Raw genomic sequence first — 17455 nt, 5'->3', positions numbered from 1 at the left:
TGAAGTTATGAAAAAGTTGATAGTAGTGTTGATGATAGGGGTTCTAGCGGTGTTGACGGCTTGCGGGAATAGTCAATCCGATAATTCTGGAGATAAGAAGAAGCTTACCATTGGATTTGGTGTGGGAACCTATGAGGAGCAATTCCGCCAATCGATCCTTCCAATCCTAGAGAAACAAGGCTATAGCGTTGAAATTAAGTCCTTTTCGCAAAACATGCAGGTCAATCCTGCGATGAAGGAAGGCTCCATTGACGCAAGTATCTTCCAAAGCACAGCATACATGGAGGCAATCAACAAAGAAATCAAAGCAGACATGGTAGGAATTGCTTATGCGCCTGGTGCACCACAAGGTCTTTATTCCGTAAATCATACTACACTTGACGATGTTAAAGATGGTACAACCGTAGCTGTTCCGAATGATCCGGTGAACCAAGAGCGTGCACTGCGTATCCTGGAAGAATTGGGTTGGATCAAGATTAAAGATGGCGCAGGCGTAGCTGATTTTAACATCAACAGCATGGAACCGGATAAATATAACATTGATATTAAAATATTGGACCCTGCTCAAATCCTAGTTTCACTGCAAGATGTTGATTACGGCGTTGTAAACGGGAATTATATTGCTAATTCAGACAGAAAGATTACGGATGCCTTGAAAATCGAAAATACGCCTATGGAACACAGAATTATCGTATCGGTTAATAAAAAGGATGAAAATACACAGTGGGCGAAAGACTTGAAAGCAGCTTATGAATCTAAAGAGTTCGAAGAATATATTCGTGGAATAGAGAAATATGATGGTTTCATTCTGCCTGAAGCATGGGACAACAATTAAGTAAGGAAGTGAACGCAAGTGACACAAGAAAAGATTCATTTTATTGGTGGAGGACAGATGGCGGAAGCGATCATTCGTGCATGTATATCCAATAACACCCTGTCGGTAGATCAAATTAGTGTATCTGACATTAATGAAGCTCGTCTTCAGTTTTTGAGTACCAAATACGGAATAGATACGAAGAGCTCACAGGAGCAAAGCCTATCTACTGCAGATCTGATTGTGGTTGCGGTGCGTCCACAGGATGATTTAACTACACTTGGACAAATCGTACAACAATTCGCTTCACCTACCGCAGTCATCGTATCGATTGTGGCAGGTGTGACGAATGTCCAATTAGCAGGTTATTTTGGAGCTGAGAGGTCCATTATCCGTGTCATTCCAAATACATTGACGGATACAGGCTACGGATATAGCGGTGTAGCATTAAATGCTTACGCTAGCCGTGATCAAGTGGAGCATTTCTTACTCGGATTTGGTAAAGTGCAATATCTGGATGAGACATTCATGGATATTTTCACTGGATTTGGTGTGGCTGGCCCCAACTATATTTATTATTTCATTGAGTCTTTTGTAGATGCAGGTGTGCTTGCCGGATTGCCGCGTGAGCAAGCCTGGAATGTTGCACTGGAGAATATGATGGGATCGGTAGCTATGCTGCAGCAGACAGGGCTGCATCCAAGACAGCTGCTTGATATTAATAATTCACCTGGCGGAGTTGGGATGCATGGCTTGTACGAATTAAATAACAGTGATTTCGCAGCAGGTCTGCAAAGAAGTGTTCTGGCAGCTGTGAAGCGTACTACTGAGCTAGGAGTGAAGTAATCATGGCAACAGTGAAATGGGATCACTTAGTACACTACGTCAATGATCTGTCTAAACCGGTTGAAATCTTTAGAGCTCATGATTTGGTTGCTTTTAAGGGAGGTTCTCATAAAGATTGGGGAACCTATAACGCATTAAGTTATTTCGGGCTAACCTATCTCGAATTTCTGAGCATTGAGAATCTTGAGCTGGCAAAGGCAACTGAACATAATCTAGTGGTGAAAGACGCTGTAAAACTTCTGCCGGAGCATGAAGTCTTAAGCAGAGTAGTCATCCGGACAGATGATATTGAAGAAGTAGCGGCTTCCCTGAAAGCAGCGGGTTTATCACTATCTCCAATCATCGATGGGAAGCGTCTAGATAACGAGGGAAGATTAATCGAGTGGCGCATGATGACTATCGGTGGTGACTTTCAAGGCCTAGTCTATCCGTTCATCATTCAATGGAGCGGGACAGATGCAGAGAGGTTAGAGAGATTATCATCGTCTGGAGTCATCCAGCCTCATCCTGCAGGTCATGTTGAAATCGTGCGCGCTGTATTCCATGTCTCCGATCCTGCAGCTACCGCTAAACATTGGGGATCGATATTCGGATTGCCTGTAGCAGAGTCAGGGGACGGTACCTTCAAACTTGCGATAAGAGATAAGTCTTTTGCTTTCGTGCAAGGGGATGAGAACCAGTTCAAGCAGGTGATTTTTGAGACTGATTCGTTAGCGCTGAAAGGGAAGACGGTTCAGATCGGTGACGGGGAGTATGTTTTTGTTTAAAGGAAGTAGCATATTTACATTTTTGATTTCTTTTTAAATACAAAGCCAGACCACCAAGCAATGTACTTAATTGCTTGGTGGTCTGGCATTTTTGCTTAAGAGGATGTCTTGCGCGTTTCTAAGGGTCAAGAGGGTAAATACACTATGAGCATTTGTGGGAGAGATCCGGTGTTTTTCAGATTTTAATTGTTCATAAAAGTGGTTGTATAACGTTTTGTGAATATTTATAATAATGGTTAATTGTGGAAATTGGGAATATTAGTTATGAAATGGTTTCCGGAAACAGTGTTGAAAATAGGAAAGTTTTAGTGACGTGGGTCAGCGAGGTCAAAAAGTTCTAGGGGGTCGTTTGTGTGAAAAGAGCAGTACTAGTATTCTTTATTTCTTTATTTATTCTTTCGGGATGCAGTTTGATTAGTGAAGAACCAGATTATTCGAAAGAGAAAGCTGAGGTTACTTCCTATCTGGAGCAGACATATGGTCTCCAAATTGGAGAAGTTGATGTGTGGTACGAAAAGTATGAAAATAATGCTCACGGTACTAAAACAGGAGATCTTATTGCCGAGGCCTTTGACAAGAGAGACCCTAGCTTAGCTATTCAAATCCAGAAGCGCCTGGAAACAGGCAAGTTTGAAGATAACTTCAATAATGATGCTTTCGAACTGAGACAAGAAGTTTTCAATATTCTAGAGAAGTACAACCCAGATAATCATCTTAATAAATATCAAGGTATCTATCCTGAAAATATCTCAGGACCAGTACTTATTAGGGACAGTTCTACCGACTTGCACTTAGGTGTGATGTATGATCGCATCGACATCGACAAGCAACTAGAGAAAAACTGGTTAGCAGAGGGGGAAATTATCTCAGCGCTTATTAGGTACTTTGAAACTCACCCGGATAGTGCTCATAAAGAAATAGAGTTTTCGGTGGATTACATGTTTTATGAAAAGGGTAATTTTGATATGGATAGCTATATAGTTGATCATAAGAATAGAGGGTATTTTGGTACTTACGAGGGGTTGATTGGAGTTATGCTTGACAATTACGATCCATATATAGATGCTTTGGATGAAGATGAGAAGCCCAAAGTTATTTTCAAGTATCAGATTTATAGCGGAGACTATTCAAGAATCACGAATGTCGAAGACTACAAGAAAGCTGCTCATGCCTTCTGGGACAAGTGGTATCCAAATGGATGGGAGCGTTAATATCTGTTGCATCAGACGCATACACTTATCGCAAAAATGGTACGTTCGAGTATAACTATGTGTATCGCTTTTGGGAATCCTCCTTCATTTGAAATCCTCAAATAGCCTTACACCAATCATTTGAACGAATTGCTTAGCCGCAACGGATAGCTTTCTTTCTGTCTTAGTGGATCGTGAAGAGGCATATGTACAAAGGTACAGTCGATTTCACCATCTATTAAATGCTTAGTGATCTCAGGTGTCTTCCCATGTGAGAGACGAATGAGGTTGGAGAGATTAACATCGTCCAGATCCATCCACCCTCAACCTTCTGGGCATGTTGAAATCGTACACGCTATATTCCATGTCTCCGATCCTGCAACCACCGCTAAACATTGGGGTTCGATATCGATATACGGAGTGCCTGTAATAGAGTCAGAGGACGCTAGCTTCAGCCTTAAGATAGATGATAAGTCGGGCATCGCTACTTCGAGCAAGTCTTTTTTATGTCCAATGACTAACCTTAATCTATAATGTTTAATATCGATGGGAATGTGATTTTTGTTTGTCAGCACGTGCCGTGTTTTTCCTTCGGTTAATTAGGTGATAGTCCATACTTTTAGAATAGTGGCGCATATTATATTTTAGGAAGTAAAAGGGAGGGATAATCAATGAGCGGTGGAGTTGGAGGCAGATTTACTTCTACTGGAGAAATTTTGGTTCTTTATATCTTATTGGTAATTATATTATCTGCTTGTTTCTTTGTATAATAGCAGGCTATCAGAAAGAACAATAGCCACTGTTCCAAGGCTATTGTTCTTTTTTTGCAAATGTTGATGGACATGCCAATCCTTTATTTCGTTCCAATAACGAGAATAAATCCGATGTATTCATGATAACGGTCCATTATACTGTTGTACTTACTGATCACTTCCCAAATCGTGTGGTCAAGAAAGGAATCAGTATCCATTTGTTGATAATGGTCTGGATGCTCTGTAAGATCCTCACTTGATTTAGGAAACAAGAAGGGACCATCTATCTGTGAATGATAAAATCCCATAGTGTTTACTAATGCTGACCATTTATTAAAGTCCCATAGATTCTCAACATGATAAAATGTACTAATCACTTGATTGATTTCTGTAGACATAGGTTTATATTGAATCATTTCTCTATCAAAAAGCTTGCCTCCAGTCCGCAAAACCCTATAATATTCCGAAAATGCCTTTTCTGTATCAGTGAAAATGGATACAGACTCAACAAGAATCACATCAAATGACTCGTTAGGAAAAGGAAGCGAACTTGCGTCACCTACTAAGAATTGAATTAAAGAATTCTCTTTTTCAGCCCGTATTTTTGCTTTTGAGATCATATCTGGGTGAATATCTATACCTATTACATCATGACCTTGTGCAGCTAAATAACAAGATGTTCTGCCAGTGCCACAACCAACTTCAAGGATTTGGGAAGCAGGTGGTAGCGGATATTGTTCAAACTGCTTTAAAGTTGCAGTAAACCCTCCAGGATGAGCATTTCCAACACCTAATTTAGCAAGCATATTCAAATATTCCATGAGTGTAAATTCCTTTCACTGCGGGTCTTATTTTATAGTATGAAAAAAAAATAACTTTGTACCGCAGTGCTAAATATTAATGACTTAAGAACATACATAAAAAGAAAATGTTGGTTTATTTTTAAGTTAAAATCCAGGTCGTCAAGCAATGTGCGTAATTGCTTGACGATCTGGATTTTTTTGCTAAAAAGGATATGAATGTCCGTTCTTTTAGTAGTCTCCGATTACGAGTTGGGGTTTTATTTAATTTATTCAAGAACACTTGAAAATAATGTAAATGTAGAGTATTGTAAGTGATAAGTAGTAAGTAGTAAGTAGTAAGTAGTAAGTAGTAAGTAAATCAAAACGCTCACCATACGGAATAAATATCATCCAGTAAATACGAATTTATGGATAGGGGTGGATGGTTATGATGGATTTAAAATTAGCACCAAGTTTTTCAGTGATCGCGCTTAATGCACAGAGAAGTCTTCATATGACTACTGTCAAGAAAGTGTCTTTACGCTGTATGGCAGCAGCGGTTATATTGGAGCTTTACTTAGAGGGATGTTTTACGCAAATAGAGAACAAGTTAACTTTGCCCAAGGAAGGATTGGATCAAGCTCATTCAACACTTTATAAAGAAACGGTTCTACAGCCCTTGCTTCATAAACATGCTGAAGTGAAGGGTGATCTTAATTGGTGGGTAAAAAAGGCCTCCATGCTGTCTAACAAACAATTAAAAAAGTTCGAGACCGCGATTTCAGATTATCTTAAAGCAATGGATTTGCTTGAAGATATCCCAAGTCTGTTAGGGAGCGATATGTATTTTGATACTGCCGAAGTTGAAGTTAGAGCGTATCGCAGTAATATGGAGGCGTACTCAAGCATTACAGAGAACATTCGCGCAGAGATTTTGGAAGAGGGTTCAGTAACGGATGAGGTCATTTGTATGCTGTGGCTGCTTCGTGAATGTGGATGCATGCATGATTTCTTCTCGCTAAATGAAATAGAAAAGGTAAATATCAAACTACATGTTCTATACCAAAGTAATGTATGGGCAAAGGCATTGCTTCCAATACAAATTCGCCATGGAATTGAGCTGGGAATCAAACGCTTTTTAGAATTGAAGACAAAGTTTGCGAAGACTTTTATCGGTAGTAGCATCAATCTTGTATTCCCTGCCCTAGAGCCATCGCGAGCTGTCTTTATAGAAACAGAGTCTTGGTTTGATAATTCTAATCAAAGACTAGACGCAGTTATTACAAGATTATTGTCCTATGGACATGAAGTTAAGGTGATGGAGAGAGGATCGATTGCGACCCTTAAAATTGATAATTTGTTATACGATGCGATCCCGCATTTTGTAATGATGAAAGTGCCAATCCAAGGTGTGCGTCTTGTTCCGAAGCGCCCGCTGTAAAGGAGTTGGTAATCAATGTCTAGACAACGTTCCATGGAGAATATTTTGGCTTCAGAGTATGTATCTATAGGTGAATTGGTAAGAATCACAAACTCTCGTTATAGTACACTCAAACATTACACAGAAGAAGGCATGCTTCCCTTTGAACAGGCCGAGGAGAATTTAACACGCAGATATAAAAGAGAGGAAACCGTCGCACGCATTCTTTGGATCAAAGAGATGAAAACAAACGGTTTATCTATCCCGCAAATTAAAGAAGCTCTAGGAATGAATTAAACATCGGGATTCCCGGTGTTTTTGCTTTTTTTAGTCAAAGAATTATAAACCCTCAGATAGCCGTGCCCCAATCATCTGAACAAATTGCTCAGCCGCAACAGACAGCTTTCGATCCCGTCGTACTGCAAAACCTATACTGCGAGGTAAAAGCGGATCTTCTAACTTCAACTCATGAAGCTTTCCACTGTGAAGATCCTCTTGCACGAAAGAACGGCTGATAAAAGCTGCCCCATACCCTAATCTGGCGAACTCTGCTAGCAGTTCTATACTCCCCAATTCAATATCTGGAATTACCGATAATCCCTTAGTCGCAAACCATTGTTCAACAAATACTCTAGTGCTGCTCCCTTGAGAAAATAGGATTAAAGGCAGCTCTGATACTTCTCTCATGGTTAGTGAACGACTAGCTAATTCTTGATAGGCTTCACCTACTACAAAACAATCCTCTAACACAGCCAGCTTCTGTATATTTAGCAGTGGATCGTGAAGCGGCATATGGACAAAGGCGCAGTCGATCTCACCATCTTTTAAACGCTTAGTGATGTCTGGCGTCTTCCCATGAGAGAGACGAATTCGTATACCTGGGTATGTGCTATGAAAGGTATTCAACTGCGGCAACAAAAGATGCTTGATCAGATAATCACTGGCTCCGATTCGTATTTCTCCCTCATTTAACTGCTTCAAGCTCTGCAGATGCTTCTGTGCAGAATCCAGCATGGAAAAGGATTGCTCCACATATTCAAATAGCGCTCGTCCTTCTTCTGTAAGCTCTACACCTTTGGACAGCCTGTGAAATAGCTTCAGTCCTAAGGCTTCTTCCATTTGTTTAATGGCATAACTCACAGAAGGCTGTGTAATATGTAGTTCCCCTGCAGCTTTTGTTAAATTTCGATGACGTGCCGTTTGCCAGAAAATACGATACCACTCCAAGTTGAACATGTGGTATAGATCACCTCTATATCATTATAGTGAAAATCCAATTTCATTTATTTCATTTCATTCATTATAATCAGGCTAGAGGAATAATTCAAAGGGGTGGATGAAGTGGAATCCAATCAACCGGACTTAGAAGCACGTTCTCCATGGTCAACGAATAGCGATAAACACATAGTGAAGATTAGCCCAGCGAAAGCGGTAATCAATGGAACGATAACCATATCAGGAAGCAAAAGTCTGACGAATCGGGCCTTGGTAATCGCTGCTTTAGCTGATGGACGTTCAGAAATAAAGGGAATATTAAGAAGTGATGACTCTTACTGGTGTATTGAATCATTAAAGAAACTGGGGATTCCCGTTGTGATAGAAGAAGAGACAGCTGTTGTTGATGGATGTGGCGGCAACTGGCCGAATCCGACTGGTGAGCTATATGTAGGAGCGGCTGGTACGGTTGCGAGATTCTTACCGGCTGCACTCGCGGCAGGAACTGGCACTTGGACAATGAATGGAAGTAAACGGCTTTGTGAGCGACCACTCGCGCCATTACTCAATGCATTAACAACCCTGGGTGCACAATTTGAGTATAAACAAGCCGACCGTTGTTTACCTTTTACATTAGAGGCAAAAGGTCTGCAAGGAGGAAAGGCAACCCTGCCCGGCTCCACTTCAAGTCAATTTATAAGTGGATTACTGCTAGCCGCACCGTATGCCAAAGAACCGGTAACCGTGTATATTGATGGAGAAGTTGTGCAAAGAGACTATGTAGAGATGACCCTTACTATGATGACCTCCTTTGGTGTAAAACCAGAAGTATCTCAGGACGGTCAATCGATAACGGTTCCTGCAGGAAAGTATCAAGGTCACACGATCACTTTAGAGCCTGATGTATCCACATGCTGTTACTTTTGGGCGGTAGCTGCACTTACGGCAGGACGTGTACGAATTGAAGGGATCAATGCTAGCAATACAAGTCAACCTGACATCGAGTTCTTAGACGTTCTGGAGGTAATGGGCTGTACCGTTGTTCGTGGGGAGAACTTTGTTGAAGTACAAGGTGTCCCACGGCTTAAGGGTGGATTCACAGTGAGTATGAAGAAGTGGTCGGATCAAACACTAACAATGGCTGCTATGGCTATTTTTGCAGATGGACCAATCACTCTAAAGGATGCTGCACATATCAGACATCATGAATGTGATCGGATATCCGCGATATGTGAAGAAATAAGTAAGCTCGGAATACGTGTGGAAGAGTTTGAGGATGGTCTAACGGTATATCCGGGCCAGCCACTCCCAGCTTTACTAAATTCTCATGACGATCATCGGATGGCTATGGCGCTTTCTTTAATCGGCTTGAAGATTGAAAATATTCAGATTATCGACCCTGGTTGTGTCTCAAAGACCTGTCCAGATTATTTTGACCGGTTGTCAGCGTTAGGCGTACAGGTCCAATACTAAATAAGGAGTGCATATATAATGGCAGGAAATACATTCGGTGAAGTGTTCAAAATTACAACCTTTGGTGAGTCACATGGTGTGTCGGTAGGGGTCATAGTGGATGGTGTAACACCAGGCGTCGAGATTAACGAAGCGTATATACAGAAACAGATGGATCGGAGAAAACCGGGCCAATCTTCAGTGACTACTCCTCGTAAAGAATATGATGTTGTCCACATACAATCTGGAGTATTTGAGGGGAAAACAACAGGTACACCGCTCTTTGTAGTTCTTCAAAACCACGATATGAGACCAGAAGCGTACAGTGAGATCCAGGACGCTTTTCGTCCGGGCCATGCCGATTTTACTTATTTAGAGAAATACGGCATTCGGGATCATCGCGGTAGCGGACGTGCTTCAGGTAGAGAAACTGCGGCAAGAGTGGCCGGAGGTGCGATAGCTCGTAAGTTGTTAGAGAGAAGAGGCGTACAGGTAGTAGCGTACACACAAGAAATCGGAGGCATAAGATGTGAATCCTTCGATGAGGGTGTGATTGAACAAAACGCTGTCCGTGCCTGTGATCCAATTGCAGCTGACAAAATGATTAAAAAAATTGAGGGGTTAGCCGAGATTGGGGATAGCTGTGGTGGCATTGTAGAATGCCGTATTCGTGGCGTGGTTCCGGGTCTTGGAGAGCCGGTCTTTGATAAATTGGATGCAGAGCTGGCGAAAGCTATGCTGTCCATTGGCGCTGTTAAAGGGATAGAATTTGGAGCTGGCTTCGAAGCAGCAACGATGCTGGGGAGTGAGCATAATGATGCGAGGAATAGCGATGGTTTTCTAACTAATCATTCCGGAGGAATCATCGGGGGGATTAGCACAGGACAAGAAATCGTATTTCGGATCAGTGTAAAGCCTACTTCGTCTATCTCTGTGCCACAGCAAACGACTAACATCAAAGGGGAAGAACAAGAGATACGCACCGAAGGCAGACATGATCCATGTATTTGTCCGAGAATCGTACCTGTCGTAGAGGCTATGGCTTGTTTAGTACTGGAGGATCAATACAAACGACAAGCTGCTATGCTTGGATAATTCAAAAGCGGCAAAGCCCATTAGCACATATTGCGCTAATGGGCTTTTTATTGTTCACGCATCGATTTCACCCCATATAGAAACCTCATTTAGTATATTATGGAATTAGAAAAACAGAAAAGAACTCATACAAAATACAAAATAAAGGAGGGGCGTTAATAAACAACGACAGAGAACCAGTAAAATTTCAAAAAGAAACTAAGAACGGGTTAAAAAAGGTGGTTTTATGAGAATATTCACGTTAGGTATTGTAGTATTGATGTTATTTGCATCTGTTAAACCGTCAGAGAAATTAGCAGCAGAAAGCTTAAGTGAATTGGCTAATCGTAAATTTTCTATAATAGAAGATCAGATCCGTGAAGATGATTATGATTCCATTGTAACCTTTGGTAAAGCCTTCATTAATCTATATACCGGAGCTGTTGCAAAACAAGAAACTGTAGTATTTGAGAACTATATCTCGAATGCAAATCTTCTTAATTTCACAAATAAAATGTTGGAATTGACACAGAAGCAGAAATTGAGTGGTGCCAGTAGTGTGAATTTCGGCCTTGATAATGAGTTTAAGGAAGAAGTGTTTAAAAAACTTGATAAGAATCTTTACTATTTAAGCTTACCTTTTTCAAGCGAAGGGTCTGGAATGACTTGCAAACTATTAGTTCAATCTTCAAACAAGTCATTGGAAATTGTTGATTTGTACTTTGGATACAAAGATGGTGTAGATACTTTCACAACGGGTCACCCTGCAGAAAGGAAGATTAACAATCCACAAATATGGGATGATCAAGAATGGGTTGACGGTGTTTTTGAAAAGCTTGAACGATATGAAACCGAACTCTCCGTCAAGTAGACAGTAGAAGAATAGGGGGCCGAGCAGCTACTTGCTTTCAATATTCAGCGGTAACAATAAAAGCAGCGGTATGTTAAGGCTGTAGTTTCCAGACCTAGCACCGCTGCTTCATTTTAAGGTATTCTAATCTAATTCTGCTATTATTTCAGGGCTTTACCCAGGACTCGTTCAGATCCATTTCCCGAATACAATCAGCCGAGTCATTCCTGTTGTTACTAATCATTGGTGTGACCGGGTACACTTGCATTTCATCTGCTGAATAAGGCCGCAGAATCGGATTCAGTGCTTCCAGATCATTTGTCTCCTCATCAAGCCATCGAGTGATATCCTGTGGGGACAAAATCGCCGGCATCCGGCTCTCAAATTCGCTAATCAGTGGATTGGCATCTGTCATGACCAGAGAGCAGGTGCGAAGAGGCTCCCCGCGCGTATCCCGCCAAATTTCGTATAGACCAGCCACTCCGAACATACTGCGGTTATTCATGACTACCCGAACGGGATAAGTCTTCTTGCCTTCTTTTTTCCAATAGTAAAATCCGTTGCACGGAATAATACAGCGCTGCTTGTCCACCATCTTGCGATAGGTTGGATTCTGATGCACATTTCGGAGATCCGCATTGATCGCATCTTTACCCCAATAAGGAACGAAGCCCCAGCGGAACTCATCCAGAATTCGCTCACCATCCTGCTGTAATACGACAGGCATATCCTGTGTGGGACTAATATTATAGCGGTCTTTATAGTAGTACATCACCCGTTTGATTTCAAAATGATCCCTAATGTCTTGTAGTTCGGCCGCCAGAGAAAAACGTTGACACATGAAACATCAGCCTCCTTTTGTTTCGTAGTGTTTGTAAAAGGAGGTAAATTATTCATGATTTCCATAGTCCTATTTTAGCAATCACTCCGTTTCTTTATAGCTTAACCTAGCTCCTCGGAATCTTCCCTCCATATTGCGCCCTTAGCTGCTGCAATTTGTCCAGCTTGCTCAGACTACTCTCCCTGTTTACTAAGCCTACCCCAAGAATCAGATTCTCGATAATATACGTGGGACCGACCATGGAGTGAAACTCCCAAACCTCACCTCTTCCGGCATACAGTACAATATCTGCATCTTGGGATCGAGGATACACGAGTCTATCGGTGATCAGGATGACCTGGTAATTAGCTTCACGTGCATGGTCCAGAATCACTTCGATTTCAGGTAACAGTTGAACGAAGCCAAAGACAAGCAATACATCTTTTTGATCAGCATGCATTAAGGTCTCTAGCAGTTCGTGACCGCTGGGGGCCATTTTTTTCATCTGTATTCCAAAACGTGCCATACGATAAATCATCAGCTCTGCCAGTCCAGCACATGGACCAGGGCTATATACATACACAATTCGTGCTGTCGACAGAGCATCCACTGCGCGCTGCAGCGCCTCGTCGCTTAAATAGCGGCGTGTTTCTTGCAGATGATGTAAGCAATTGTCCAGCAGCACTTGAGGGAGTGAACTATCATCCGATCTTTGCATGGCATCACGCATTTTTATGGAAGGAGTAGACTCGAAGCGGAAACGGAGTCGGCTCTTGAAATCCTTGGCATGCTTGTATCCAGCCGCTTTCCAGAACCGTGAGACGGAGGCGATACTTAATTGAAGCTCATCTGCCATTTCCTGTTCGGTCATGTAGACCACACGTTGCTCATTTTTTTGAATGAAGTCAGCAATAATTCGTTGATTTGGTGAGAAAGCGCGACGATTCCAATCCTTATACATTCTCTCATTCCTCCTAATATGAAGTAATAAATAGAATATAACGTGCGAAGATGTTGTAAATATTTTTACAACGTTAAAAATACTGAAAAAAATATTACTCCCATTTAACAATTGGTAAAAGTTGTGCTGACATGACCTTCTTATAATAAAGATAAATTCCTGTAGGGAGGCCAAATATTCATGAGTACGATAAAAACACGCTACACGCTGACCCAGTCACAAAAAATGATGATTTTTGTACTGTCGATGTCGCTTTATGGCTTGTCCAATATGTTTACGGAGCTTGTGCCTGGGATCAAACTAGGCCCCATTGAATTATCGATTGAATATTTCGCTTTCATTCCTTTGACCTTATGTATGCTGTTTCATCCATTGTATGCGGCTATTGGGGCAGCTGTAGGTGAAGTGATCTTCGGGGAACTGATGTTAGGTCAATTTGGTGGGCTGGGAGAATTGGAGAAATTCATCACTTTCTCACTGGCGATGTATACTGCTGGCCGTATGGTATCTGACCCGAAGAATCGTAGACAGGTTGGAGTGGCGGCGATTACTGGCGTAGCGATTCACCAGTTCTTTAGCTCTGTTGTGGATATAGTGAAAGTATGGGTGGGTGTAGAAGAACTTGAAGCTGTTAAAGGTCTGGCAGAGAGTATCGTTGTAATCGAGGGAGTTGGCTTTTTGAACGATGTACTCTTCTCCGGTATCTTGTTCGCCTTAATTCCAACTATGTATCTGGTTCCACGTTTATATGGAAAAATCGAACCTTTGCTTGGCATGAAGCCGCGTGAACGGAACATGAAATATGCAACAGGGGCTTGGTTATCTCCTAAGCTTGTCATTTTTGGAACGCTTCTGGTCATGGTTGCGCTTGGATCGGAATTGCTCTCGGAATCCGGATGGAACTTTGGTGACTTTGAGTTTGCATGGGCAGAGTCCAATGAAGAGAGCTTAATCTGGCTGAGTATGCTGGTAGCGGCAATTGTTGCAGCAACAGCGATTATATCCCTGATTCGGCGTTCAGCACGTAAAAGACAGGAAGCGGGTCAAGTAGATGCGTAATTCAATACTCGAACTGAACGGAGTTACCTTTACTTATCCAGGAGCCGAACAACCTGTACTGCAAGATGTATCCTTGCGGCTAGAAGAAGGAGATTTCATTGCTATTATCGGCAGTAATGGTTCGGGAAAATCCACGCTGTGTAAATGCTTTAATGGCCTGATTCCTCATTATTACACAGGGGACTTCACTGGAGAGGTGACGATCTGTGGACAACCGGCGGATGGGAAAAGTGTAGCTGAGCTTTCCAAGCATATAGGGTATGTTTATCAGGATTTTGAGAATCAATTGGTGCGTCCGACGGTTCTTGATGATGTGTCGTTTACGCCACTCAATTATGGATTTGCCGATTACAAGGAACGGGGAGAGCGAGCACTGGCACTAACCGGACTTAGTGATTTAAGAAATGAATTCATCTGGCAATTGAGTGGCGGGCAAAAACATTTGCTCGCTTTAGCCGGAGCACTAGCGATGGATCCAGAAATTCTGGTCATTGATGAACCGGTAGCTCAGCTGGATCCGCAGCATGCCCGCCATATCTATGATATTTTGCGCCGTTTGAATGAGGAGCATGGGAAGACCATTGTAGTGATCGAACATCATGCGGAATTTATTGCAGACTATTGTAAGCATGTTGTCCTGATGGATAAGGGGAGAATGCGCTGGCAGAAGCCGGTGCGTGAAGCCCTCTCATCTGTAAAAGAACTGCTGGAGCTGGGCATTTATCCCCCCGATGTGACTCGGGCAGCTTGGCTGTTGCAATCTGATGCGCGGCTAACCCAATTCCTTCCCTTGAGTGCTGAAGAAGGGAACGCCCACATGATATTACGGCAGCATGCGATCCAGAGAAATGATCCATCTGACTATATGAAGGAGCAGTCCCTTACTGTAATTCGGGAAGAGAAGAGTGTCGTTCAGATGGAGAATGTACACCTCTCATACCGTACGATTCATAAGACGAAGCATCCAGTCTTGAATGGTGTTCAGTTAGATCTGCGGCAGGGTGAGTCTATCGCTCTTATTGGCAACAACGGAGCGGGTAAATCTTCATTGATGAAGCTGATCGCTGGGATTGTTAGGCCTACAGCAGGAACCATTAATGTCAAGGGGATAACCGTGAACGGGCTACCACCTGAGCGTCTCTCCGGTACCGTAGCATATGTATTTCAGAATCCAGAGGAAATGTTTATTGAGGATTCTGTACGCAAAGAAATTTCTTATTATTTGAAGGCGCGGAAGATAGCGGATACGGAAGAGAGAGTAAAAGAAATGCTGAGGGCATTCCGACTCAGTGAATTAGCAGAACGTGACGCTCGTCTCCTGAGTGGAGGTCAGCAGCGCCGAGTGTCGCTGGCCATAGGTGCCGCTGTTCGGCCTGCCGTCATGCTGCTTGATGAACCTACGGCAAATCTAGATATTTCGACCAAACAAGAAATGGTTCATGTGCTGGATACACTTCGCAGTCATGTTGAGACAGTGGTGATCGCGACACATGATATGCAGCTTGTGTCTGAATGGGCGACTAGGATTATCGTTATGCATCAAGGCAGGATTATTGCTGACGGAACGAAAGATGAAATCTTCGCTGACGGACTTCTATTACGGAGGGCAGGTCTGGCTCAGACACAATTGATGGAGCTGAGTCGTATGCTCGGTTTGCCCGAAATTTGCAGCAGCTTAGAGGAATTCGTAAGTCTAGTGGAAGTGAAAAAGGAGGTAACTGCAATCCATGGAAGCCGTTAAACGGGCACTTGACCGTATATCTGTAGAACAAATTAAACTGGAACTCTTAGGGACTGCTTATAACAGCAGCAGTACTTTTCTGGGGAGGCTCGACCCGCGAACGCTGCTACTTTGGTATTTGTTCTTTGCCATTGTGCCTTGGTTTGTACATAACCGTACAGTTCTCTTAGGGATGTTCGTGCTTATGGTCTTAACGACTGTCCTCTCCCGAGTCAGCCCATACATTATTTTTATATTGTGTCTGGGATTAATCAGCCAAATTGGGTGGATGTTCATCCTGTCTCTCTTTTTCGGCGGAGGAATTGAATCGTTGCTGCCTATGTTGACGCTGACACTTAAGCTTTCAGTGATATCACTAGCGAGTATTACGGTGTTCTCCAGTCTTGATCCGGAAAGACTTAGCGACGGCCTGCTATCCTTAGGGATTCCTGATACATTTGCTTTCAGCTTATCTTATGGTTATCGTATTTTGCCTACGTTATTGGAGGAATTCCATCAGATTTTGTTATCCTTCAGACTGAGAGGGCAACGACCGCTGCAACATGGTTTGTTGTATTGGAGAACAGCAACGTATTATTTGCGCATTGTGATCCTGGCTTTTTATCCACTCATGCTAAACACCGCTAAACGTTCCCGGACTACGATCGAGGCGCTTGAGACTAGGGGATTTAGCTACGGTCTGAATAATAAGAAAGTGAAGAAGATCAAGTTATCTTATTTGAAAATGAAGCGGTCCGACTGGTACTTTTTATCCGGATCCACCGTTTATGTTATTTTGCTTTTCTGGATCGGCTACCTCTACCCTAAACTGGTGTATTAACATCACTCATAAGCTCAAAGGAGACGAATTAGACATGAATATTGATCTGCATACCCACGGTAAATTATCTAAGAAATCGACCTTTTCCCCTGAATATTTTGCTGAAATGATGTTTGAGGCGAAAGCGAATGGATTACAGGCAGTAGCTTTGACCGAGCACTTTAACACTTCTAATTTCTTTGCGATGTATGAGACGCTGGACCAGACTTATCCTTATAACGGACATTATTATGATGTAAACGGACTTAAACTGTTTCCAGGTATGGAGGTGGATATCGCGGAGACAGGTCATATCCTGCTGATCGGTCTTAAGGAGAATGTTCTAGCAGTTCGCGCTTTACTGGATGAACATACGCAGGAGGGGGATTTTATTCCTTTCAAGGATCTGCTGGAAATGGCTGACGAACATAACCTTTGGAAAATCGGAGCTCATCCTTTCCGTACTTCTACGCCTTTACATCAACTGGACCCGGAGCTGCTTCGGAGATTAGATGCTTTTGATTTCAATGCAAAGGATATTTACATGCAGGGGGCAGAGACTTATAAGAACCTGATCACACCATTTGCTGAAAAGCTTGGTGTACCTGTGATTGCCGGTAGTGATAGTCATCAATGTCTGCAATATGGGAGTGTTCTGAATCGGTTGAATATTACCTGCTCGACGGTTGAGGAATTGAAAGAAACCGTTAAGCAAGGAAACTACGAAATTGAGCTTTCGCCTTGTCTTCACACCAAAGTGAAAGCTTCGGTCATGATGAAGAAACTTTTGAAGCAGCTCATTGGTGAAGCACCTTCCAGAGATGATGCAGAGGTTGGCAACGTGGTCTAGCCGATTCCAAACATTCCTGTTATACTTTTTTCGTGAATGTAATCGGAGGTGGTACTGTGCTAA

19 protein-coding genes are annotated in these 17455 nt (G+C 42.5%); 14 read left to right on the top strand and 5 right to left on the bottom strand.

Annotation, left to right across the window (positions count from 1 at the left end):
- Nucleotides 1-7 precede the first annotated feature (7 nt).
- From NSS87_RS19690 to NSS87_RS19675, 4 genes are all read left to right on the top strand, one after another.
- Nucleotides 8-835 carry a MetQ/NlpA family ABC transporter substrate-binding protein gene (locus NSS87_RS19690; protein WP_076299273.1) on the top strand — a complete coding sequence of 276 codons (828 nt, stop codon included), beginning with the start codon at nt 8-10 and terminating at the stop codon, nt 833-835.
- An 18-nt stretch (nt 836-853) separates the two neighbouring features.
- Nucleotides 854-1660, top strand: coding sequence for a pyrroline-5-carboxylate reductase (proC, locus tag NSS87_RS19685; RefSeq protein ID WP_339242196.1), 807 nt, complete (start codon nt 854-856; stop codon nt 1658-1660).
- A 2-nt stretch (nt 1661-1662) separates the two neighbouring features.
- On the top strand, nt 1663-2427 hold the full coding sequence (locus NSS87_RS19680; RefSeq protein WP_339242194.1) for a VOC family protein: 765 nt from the start codon (nt 1663-1665) through the stop codon (nt 2425-2427).
- A 353-nt stretch (nt 2428-2780) separates the two neighbouring features.
- Nucleotides 2781-3638: a hypothetical protein gene (locus NSS87_RS19675; protein WP_339242192.1), complete on the top strand. Its 858-nt coding sequence runs from the start codon at nt 2781-2783 to the stop codon at nt 3636-3638.
- Nucleotides 3639-3754: 116 nt separating this feature from the next.
- Here NSS87_RS19675 and NSS87_RS19670 read toward each other — a convergent pair whose 3' ends face one another.
- Nucleotides 3755-3934 (bottom strand): hypothetical protein, encoded by a 180-nt coding sequence (locus tag NSS87_RS19670; RefSeq protein WP_042189524.1) that lies wholly within the window; start codon nt 3932-3934, stop codon nt 3755-3757.
- Between the two features lie 354 nt (nt 3935-4288).
- Here NSS87_RS19670 and NSS87_RS19665 point away from each other — a divergent pair, with 354 nt between their 5' ends.
- Nucleotides 4289-4387: a YjcZ family sporulation protein gene (locus NSS87_RS19665; protein WP_231573297.1), complete on the top strand. Its 99-nt coding sequence runs from the start codon at nt 4289-4291 to the stop codon at nt 4385-4387.
- An 83-nt stretch (nt 4388-4470) separates the two neighbouring features.
- On the opposite strand, the gene NSS87_RS19660 is transcribed toward NSS87_RS19665, so the two are convergent.
- Entirely contained in the window at nt 4471-5190 is a 720-nt protein-coding gene (locus NSS87_RS19660) for a class I SAM-dependent methyltransferase (RefSeq protein ID WP_339242188.1), read from the bottom strand.
- Between the two features lie 409 nt (nt 5191-5599).
- Between NSS87_RS19660 and NSS87_RS19655 the strand changes: the two genes are divergently transcribed.
- Nucleotides 5600-6592 (top strand): hypothetical protein, encoded by a 993-nt coding sequence (locus tag NSS87_RS19655; protein ID WP_339242186.1) that lies wholly within the window; start codon nt 5600-5602, stop codon nt 6590-6592.
- Nucleotides 6593-6607: 15 nt separating this feature from the next.
- On the top strand, nt 6608-6868 hold the full coding sequence (locus NSS87_RS19650; protein ID WP_042189518.1) for a helix-turn-helix domain-containing protein: 261 nt from the start codon (nt 6608-6610) through the stop codon (nt 6866-6868).
- 42 nt (nt 6869-6910) lie between these two features.
- On the opposite strand, the gene NSS87_RS19645 is transcribed toward NSS87_RS19650, so the two are convergent.
- Nucleotides 6911-7807: a LysR family transcriptional regulator gene (locus NSS87_RS19645; protein ID WP_339242183.1), complete on the bottom strand. Its 897-nt coding sequence runs from the start codon at nt 7805-7807 to the stop codon at nt 6911-6913.
- Nucleotides 7808-7912: 105 nt separating this feature from the next.
- Between NSS87_RS19645 and aroA the strand changes: the two genes are divergently transcribed.
- The 3 genes from aroA to NSS87_RS19630 all read left to right on the top strand — a co-directional run bounded on the left by aroA (nt 7913) and on the right by NSS87_RS19630 (nt 11183).
- Nucleotides 7913-9259 carry a 3-phosphoshikimate 1-carboxyvinyltransferase gene (gene aroA, locus NSS87_RS19640; protein WP_339242181.1) on the top strand — a complete coding sequence of 449 codons (1347 nt, stop codon included), beginning with the start codon at nt 7913-7915 and terminating at the stop codon, nt 9257-9259.
- An 18-nt stretch (nt 9260-9277) separates the two neighbouring features.
- Nucleotides 9278-10333 (top strand): chorismate synthase, encoded by a 1056-nt coding sequence (aroC, locus tag NSS87_RS19635; protein ID WP_042189513.1) that lies wholly within the window; start codon nt 9278-9280, stop codon nt 10331-10333.
- Nucleotides 10334-10559: 226 nt separating this feature from the next.
- The gene (locus NSS87_RS19630; protein ID WP_339242179.1) at nt 10560-11183 is read left to right on the top strand and encodes a hypothetical protein; all 624 of its coding nucleotides are present in this window, start codon (nt 10560-10562) and stop codon (nt 11181-11183) included.
- 145 nt (nt 11184-11328) lie between these two features.
- Here NSS87_RS19630 and NSS87_RS19625 read toward each other — a convergent pair whose 3' ends face one another.
- Nucleotides 11329-12003 (bottom strand): SOS response-associated peptidase, encoded by a 675-nt coding sequence (locus NSS87_RS19625; RefSeq protein ID WP_042189511.1) that lies wholly within the window; start codon nt 12001-12003, stop codon nt 11329-11331.
- A 106-nt stretch (nt 12004-12109) separates the two neighbouring features.
- Nucleotides 12110-12943, bottom strand: a complete 834-nt coding sequence (locus NSS87_RS19620; RefSeq protein WP_339242176.1) for a MurR/RpiR family transcriptional regulator — start codon at nt 12941-12943, stop codon at nt 12110-12112.
- A gap of 180 nt (nt 12944-13123) precedes the next feature.
- On the opposite strand from NSS87_RS19620, the gene NSS87_RS19615 reads away from it, so the two are divergent.
- Genes NSS87_RS19615 through NSS87_RS19600 form a run of 4 tightly spaced genes read left to right on the top strand, consistent with a single transcriptional unit; the run spans nt 13124 to nt 17392 of the window.
- The gene (locus NSS87_RS19615; RefSeq protein WP_339242174.1) at nt 13124-14002 is read left to right on the top strand and encodes a cell division protein FtsQ; all 879 of its coding nucleotides are present in this window, start codon (nt 13124-13126) and stop codon (nt 14000-14002) included.
- Nucleotides 13995-15743, top strand: coding sequence for an energy-coupling factor transporter ATPase (locus NSS87_RS19610; protein ID WP_339242172.1), 1749 nt, complete (start codon nt 13995-13997; stop codon nt 15741-15743). Before NSS87_RS19615 ends, NSS87_RS19610 begins: the two co-directional genes overlap by 8 nt.
- Entirely contained in the window at nt 15730-16563 is an 834-nt protein-coding gene (locus NSS87_RS19605; RefSeq protein WP_042189505.1) for an energy-coupling factor transporter transmembrane component T, read from the top strand. Before NSS87_RS19610 ends, NSS87_RS19605 begins: the two co-directional genes overlap by 14 nt.
- 34 nt (nt 16564-16597) lie before the next feature.
- Nucleotides 16598-17392 (top strand): PHP domain-containing protein, encoded by a 795-nt coding sequence (locus tag NSS87_RS19600; protein ID WP_339242170.1) that lies wholly within the window; start codon nt 16598-16600, stop codon nt 17390-17392.
- The last annotated feature ends 63 nt before the right edge of the window (nt 17393-17455 follow it).

Source organism: Paenibacillus sp. FSL F4-0243 (assembly GCF_037963295.1).
Classification (GTDB): Bacteria; Bacillota; Bacilli; order Paenibacillales; family Paenibacillaceae; genus Paenibacillus_AQ.
The sequence above is the reverse complement of the archived record's forward strand: the minus strand, read 5'-3'. Positions and strand labels throughout refer to the sequence as shown.